Source organism: Enterococcus sp. AAFC-DPL-6103, assembly GCF_058216595.1.
In genome coordinates this window covers 122900-129402 of the sequence record NZ_JBZADC010000002.1, presented here as the reverse complement: position 1 = coordinate 129402, position 6503 = coordinate 122900, and the positions used below count along the sequence as shown (strand labels likewise).

General features: G+C 29.0%; 7 protein-coding genes. All 7 read right to left on the bottom strand.

What is annotated here, in order from left to right:
• Positions 1–992: 992 nt before the first annotated feature.
• Positions 993–1355 (bottom strand): hypothetical protein, encoded by a 363-nt coding sequence (locus AC4BC3_RS13320; protein ID WP_490467430.1) that lies wholly within the window; start codon positions 1353–1355, stop codon positions 993–995.
• 112 nt (positions 1356–1467) lie between these two features.
• Positions 1468–1992 carry a hypothetical protein gene (locus tag AC4BC3_RS13315; RefSeq protein WP_490467429.1) on the bottom strand — a complete coding sequence of 175 codons (525 nt, stop codon included), beginning with the start codon at positions 1990–1992 and terminating at the stop codon, positions 1468–1470.
• A gap of 1214 nt (positions 1993–3206) precedes the next feature.
• On the bottom strand, positions 3207–3683 hold the full coding sequence (locus tag AC4BC3_RS13310; RefSeq protein WP_490467428.1) for a hypothetical protein: 477 nt from the start codon (positions 3681–3683) through the stop codon (positions 3207–3209).
• Positions 3683–3901 carry a hypothetical protein gene (locus AC4BC3_RS13305; protein ID WP_490467427.1) on the bottom strand — a complete coding sequence of 73 codons (219 nt, stop codon included), beginning with the start codon at positions 3899–3901 and terminating at the stop codon, positions 3683–3685. Before AC4BC3_RS13305 ends, AC4BC3_RS13310 begins: the two co-directional genes overlap by 1 nt.
• A gap of 35 nt (positions 3902–3936) precedes the next feature.
• On the bottom strand, positions 3937–4116 hold the full coding sequence (locus AC4BC3_RS13300) for a hypothetical protein (protein WP_490467426.1): 180 nt from the start codon (positions 4114–4116) through the stop codon (positions 3937–3939).
• A 237-nt stretch (positions 4117–4353) separates the two neighbouring features.
• Positions 4354–4602, bottom strand: a complete 249-nt coding sequence (locus AC4BC3_RS13295) for a hypothetical protein (protein WP_490467425.1) — start codon at positions 4600–4602, stop codon at positions 4354–4356.
• Between the two features lie 24 nt (positions 4603–4626).
• Positions 4627–6501 (bottom strand): hypothetical protein, encoded by a 1875-nt coding sequence (locus AC4BC3_RS13290; RefSeq protein ID WP_490467424.1) that lies wholly within the window; start codon positions 6499–6501, stop codon positions 4627–4629.
• Positions 6502–6503: the final 2 nt, after the last annotated feature.

The following is a 6503-nucleotide window of genomic DNA, read 5'->3' as shown; positions in this document are numbered from 1 at the left end:
AAGGAATAGGCACCTTGATGCAGGGGTATTTTTTACCTAGCTAACCCACCTAGTTTTTTCTAAAGGGTAAAAATTACCTCGCAAATTTTATTGTGTTTGTTTTTTCATATTTTTAAGTTCACACTTTTTTTGTCACACTAAAAAAATGACGTATTTTTTCGTAACAATTTACTTAATATAGCATTTTTAGGTATTTATCATTTACTTTCTTTTTTCTTTAATCTTATATATGAAAATCATTTTATAACAATATTGGTATTTATATTTATTTACATATTTTTTATTTAAGTTATTTTATAATCAACAAAAAGTATTGTTTTCCTCTTTTTTTATAACAGTATATAGTAGTTATGAAGTTAGTTTCTATAATTTAAAGGCTGTTCATTTGCTATTTTAGATTACTTATTTTTTTGCTTTATTTCATGCTAATTATATCTCCTATCACATTAAAAACAACGTTTGTAAAGGTCATTTTATAAGCATTTATCAATGGTTTATCGCAAGTGATTAAACGATTGTTTTTTTAATTAAACTTATATCTTTTATTACGAAAACAAAATATTTTTTTTCATCTTCCGCCACCTATCTCGTTTGAATATTTCCTTCTGATCTTCATATTATATTAAAAAACCCCTTTGAAATTAATGTTATTTTTTATCATTCAATATTTTCTTTTCATTACATTTACTTGCTCTTTAAAAGTTTTATACAAATTTCCACAGATCACTAACAAGGACCTCTCTTTTTTGACTATATTATGTATACTTTTCTTTGTCTTTTTACATTTTTTGGTGAACTCATAAGCTATATTTTATCCTTTACTGTATCTATCTTTCATGTATTTTATTTATATATACCTATCAATCGTAAAATTAAAATAGGTATAAAAAAATAACGTATTAAGCTCCTTGAATTTCAATTATATTTAATATTTTTTTCTGTTACTTTCTATTTGCTTTACCGTTTATAAAAAAGAAGCCCTTTTTGACTTCTCATTTTGAACTTAAATTTTCAATAAAATCATTCAATTGTAATAGCTTTTTTTCTTCCGTTGCTTCTGCTACTTGTTCGCCTTTGTTATCATCTTTTTCTATTGCTTTGTCATACAAATATTTAAAATCTGAATACCATTCATCTAAATTTGATAACTCGTCTAAAACTTCTTCTACTGTTTCTCCTAGCAAATGTTTATGTGCATCATCTTTCTTGTTACATAGAACAAGCTTTTTATTTCTATATGTAATATATAAATCAAATTCCTTTGTAATCTCCCTTACTACCATTTCATCAATAAGAACATCGGTCACACCACCTAAAATGGCTACTCTGTTATCAAGGATTTCCTTTATATTCATTTTTATTACCTCTTTCTTTTTCGTTTTTTAATTTATCTTACAAAGGGGGATACCTTCCCCCTTTCAATATCTAGTAATTTTAAAACTACTTGTATCAAACTGATTTATTTACTTAGTATTCACCAAAATGCCCAATATTTTCTAAAATAACCAACGCTGTTGCTAAATCATATGGACTATTTAAAATGTGTCTATGATATCTAGTGAAACTTTCTTTATTTTTGTTCATCAAAACAACCGATTTATCTTTAAAGAAAGCAATGGCTCTAATTGTTTGATTTTCATAAATTTCTATTCCGTCATAAGTATTTTTTTCCTCTAACATGGTATAAATCTCTTCCGCTGAACTATATTTTTCTTCGATTGCATTTTCTAAAACATCATAGTCATACTTACAACTGACGTATGTGTTACATCCTGATAAAATTTCACCCTCTACGTGCTCATCATAACGAACACTTCCGAATCCTTTTTTGACTAAGTTTTCAATTTTTTGAGATTCCAAAGTTAAATCTAAAAGTGTGATAGAAATTGATGTGCTTCCATATCCGACGTATTCTACTCGAACACGTATATTTTTCGTTTCATAACCATGTTCTTTTAAATATTTTTTGACTGTATTTGCGGTTGTTTTCATTTTCAATGTTCTCCTTGTTTTTGATTTTGCCAAGTTCATTTCAGCAAGCGATTTGTGAGCGGCGAAAAAATTTGATTTTAAAAAATGTTACTGGTTTATTGTTTAGATTTCTCCTTTTTATTGTTTGAACTTGGATCATTTCGAGCTGAGCTGATAGCGGTTTGGCGTGCTTATGATTTTCACCTGAAGCAGGCATAAAAAAAGGGAGTGCCGTAGGAAAAAATTTTGAGTGGTTTTCTCAAAAATTTTTCCGCCCCTTTTTTTATGAATGTGGAAGGTGTATAAGCACTCTCGCCAATTCGATAGCAGCGTTCTCCGCTCGTTTGACCCAAACAATCAATAGGATTGAAACAATGAACCAGCGCTCTGACATTTTTTTTAACCTAAAAAATATTCTGGTACAGAATATTTCCACTTGCGGAAATCATTGCGTGCAATGAGGTTCCGCTTCTCTTATCTTTTGAACTTTTTAAGGAGTAACTACTTTGAAAAATAGACAACAAAAAAATCAGTTCAATTCCTTTTCAACAAGGTTTTGAACTGATTCATTCACGTTTATTTATATGCTATAATATTTAACGATAGTAAAGTTTATACGGTGGCTAACCTTCTAAGAAATGGGGTGATGCCTATGTTGATTTGTGGCTTTATCCCTAGAAAGGAATAAGCTTGTCTGTATTTGAAGCACTAATGTTTGCAATTGCTTTTGCAACATTAGTACTTGCAATCAGCAATAACAAAGACAACAAAAAATAACCGTTCTTTAAACTTTAGCCAGTTTTTACGGTTATTTTTTGAACTATATTTAACTGAGCCACCAACTTAAACGGTGCTATTTTAAGGGGAATTGTTGACGCAACTCCTCTTTTCTTTTTCATTATAGCATGCTTTTTAAAACGAAACTAGTTTCTTGCTATATCTTACAATCGAATTTGTAATAAGCTAACAACAACTGTTACGCTGGTCTTGCGTAACGATGATATTTTTATTATTTATCAGCTATAGAGATGCAAAAGATCCAGTTATTCTAAGCGATAGCTAGACTAGCTGGTTGTAGTTACATTGTTTGAAGTTTGAATAGTGAGATGCCTTGTTGATGGGGATATAGTCATATTCCAGGAGGAGATGAATGGTATGGGCTTGTAATAAATTTTGAGGTGTTTTATAACTTAATTTCAGTTCATCATCGCTCTTTCTCCTGCTAGTATTGTTAGCTAAATTTTTTTATTTAATCCTCTCATTTCAATAACTTTCTCTATGACTGTTAAACGTTTTTTCAAGCTATTTATTTCTGTATAATTTGAATTCCTCAGCTTAGTTTTTGATATATGTAATTCCCTTAGCAAAAGAGCTTCAGGGGCTTCTCTAAGCCAAATAATATAAAGCTTAATTTGTCCTTTTGTTTCTTCAGAACTGCTCCCAAAATCAAACTCAGGGGCTTCAGGATACAATATAATATCTTGTTCTACATTTTTCTCTATACTTTTTTCTTTAATTCCCTTGTTAGCTTGAATTACGCCCAATCTATCAATCGGTCTTTTAGGTATGAAGTAAGGTATTTCTTCTAGTGGGAGACCTATTTTTTCGTGTCTGTACTGAATTGTTTTTCTGGAAATACCCATCTCTTTTTCTAACTGATAATAGCTTGTAAAAGTCTTTCCGTTATAAATGAATTCCTTTTTTTCTGACACTATAAATACCTCTCAGATTCCTTATTAGCAATAAATACTTTATAACCGAAGTTGGCTAGCCACACGCTCTGAAGTTTAACTTCAGTTCCATCAACATCACTTAAACTAAAGCAACCTAAATTGCTAATAGACTCTTCTATCTCGCTAATAATATCTTCACTCGAACGTCCTTTAGACAGCTGTTCATCTATAAATCTTTCAAAGATATCTTTTTTCATACAGGTCTCCCTCCTTCAACTTAATATCAACAAACCTAAACGTCTTCTTTTTTCAAAACAACTTCTATTTCACCATCTACAATACTTGCTATCTCAAGACCTTCTTCTTTTTCAAATTTTAGGGGAACTTGTTTTTGATCAAATTCCCAGTTTATTGAATTTTCATGTTTCTCAAACAAAACTAACTTTCCATTACGCCCTTTGATATGGTACACGTGCCTACTCCCTTCTAGGGATAAAGCTATGAACCATAGGCATCACCCCTTTTTCAAGAGATTAGCCACCATCTTTTCACTTTTCTACCTCTTAATTATAACATATCCCTTCACTAAATAATCTCAATATTTTATAGCTAAACAACATTCTCACTCTTAATATTAAATAATAATTTTCAGCTTTAAGGTACATCGTTTGAGCCATTAAAAACAGCTTTTTTTATTTTCTCACAATGTTCATTTATTTTTTATCAGATTACCTACACCATTGATTATCACCATGATACACGCAAACGGCGCAGTTACCATAAGGCTATATCCCCCTGCAATTACAGCTAATACTGGATAAGCACCTAAACCATTTTCAGTGGAATCTAAGTTAGGAAAAATATTGAAAATAACTACAAATATGATCGGTATAACTACTAATACAAACAAGCTCAATAAAAACAATACAAAACTTGCTTTCATAATTTTCTTTACCATACAGCACCAAATTTCTATTTTTTTTTATTTAATGTCTAGGTTAACATAATCCCCACTATACCAAGTAACAAAGAGCCACTTCAAAAACATTATGATAACAGCTATTCCTAGTGTACATTTTGATATATCGTAAGCTACAAATACATACATACTAGCCATAATATCAATAGACGTAAGTAAAAATATAAAATTTCTAATTACTTTTATGTTAGATATACCTTCTAATTTTAACAGTCTAAATTTTCTTAAATTATAAGTTAAATACAACTTTGTAGTGAGCACAGCATATATCCCAATTAAAATCATAATTATTAAATTTACAATTACATAGACCAAAATGAAAACATATTGTTTGTAAATCTCTTGGTTTATATAATAACTAATTGGATTAATCGTGTAGATATACCCGCTTAATTCGCTATTTTTTAATTCATCTACAACGCTCACTTTATTTTCTATCAATATTTGTCTATCAGACAACAATGATAAAAATATATCACTAGAAATATCATCCTCATATACTAAACAATAGACTGCATTATATTTAATTAGCTCATCTATATTTTGATTATATGCAACAGACTTTGTCACTTGTGCATTTTTAATATATTTAACAACTGGAGATATATTCTCCTTATTAGTTAAAAAACGATACCACTCAACTCTATTTGTTATGATTTCATCTGTCTTAGATTTATACATTTCCGGTATTAATAGTAAGAATGTGTTATTCTCAATATCCATATTCTCTTTTTTTATCTGTTCTCCAGATTCCAAAATAATACTCTGATCACTAAAATAATTTTTGTTAACGGTAAGGTACTCACCCGCCTTCAAAGCAGAAGTAAGCCCATAATCTCTTTCAAAAAAATCCAACCGGATATTTTTATCTGATAAATCATTTTTAAACATATCTGCTACCATCAAATTTTCTGAAGGATCGATAGGAATCATAGAAGATAAATCTATAGCACTATATTTGTCTATCTGATTAGATTTCACTGTTTCATTAACTTTATCTAATGATACTAATTGATTAGATACTAACTCAATTGCTAATATAAACTGCACCGATAGGATCAATTGACCTATCATCATTATGAAAAGAAATTTTCTACTATCTTTATACTGATAATTATAATTTACACTTGAAAATATTAAATACACTGGGATCGTCCCCCAATAGACAAGTGTATAGTACAGTACGATTATACTTACAAATAAAAAAAATAAACCTAAAAAACTGGTAGTAGCAATAAAAAACAACGCACTCCCCAAAGCTACACTTAGTACACTAACAAATATAATATTCTTTTTATACTCTATCTTTCCAATATCCCAAACAGAAAATCCATCCAGTTTCAATAATTTATACTTTCTAGATTTTGCAATTGTTTCCATTACCTGAATAACAATGATAATAAAAGAAAAAATAAGAATTACTCTTTTTAATTCTGTTGTATAAAATAAATATCTAATTTTTTCTTTGATTGTAATATTTTCATTTAAAGTGGCTATACCCATTTTAGACAACTTTTTAGATATTTCTTCATTAAAAGCAGAAAAATAATACTGGCCTCTTATGTTATCTATATCATTAAAGTTTTTATACTGATATTCTATATTGTGTACAGATTTGAGTTTGGGTACTTTTTTTGTATTTGAAAAAACTTTCCTTTGAATTTTAGAATCATATTGTGCAGTTTCAATCTTAATTATCTTTAATTGATTACTATTAACAAATCGTTTGAATTCCTCATCGCTATTTTTAGACTTCACATCTGTGATACGAACATTTTGATAATTATTAATCTCTGGATATTCAAACTCGTAAACATATTGAAGTAACAAAGTAATAAGCCCTGCTAAAAGTATTAGTACAGACAAGAATTTTTTCATTG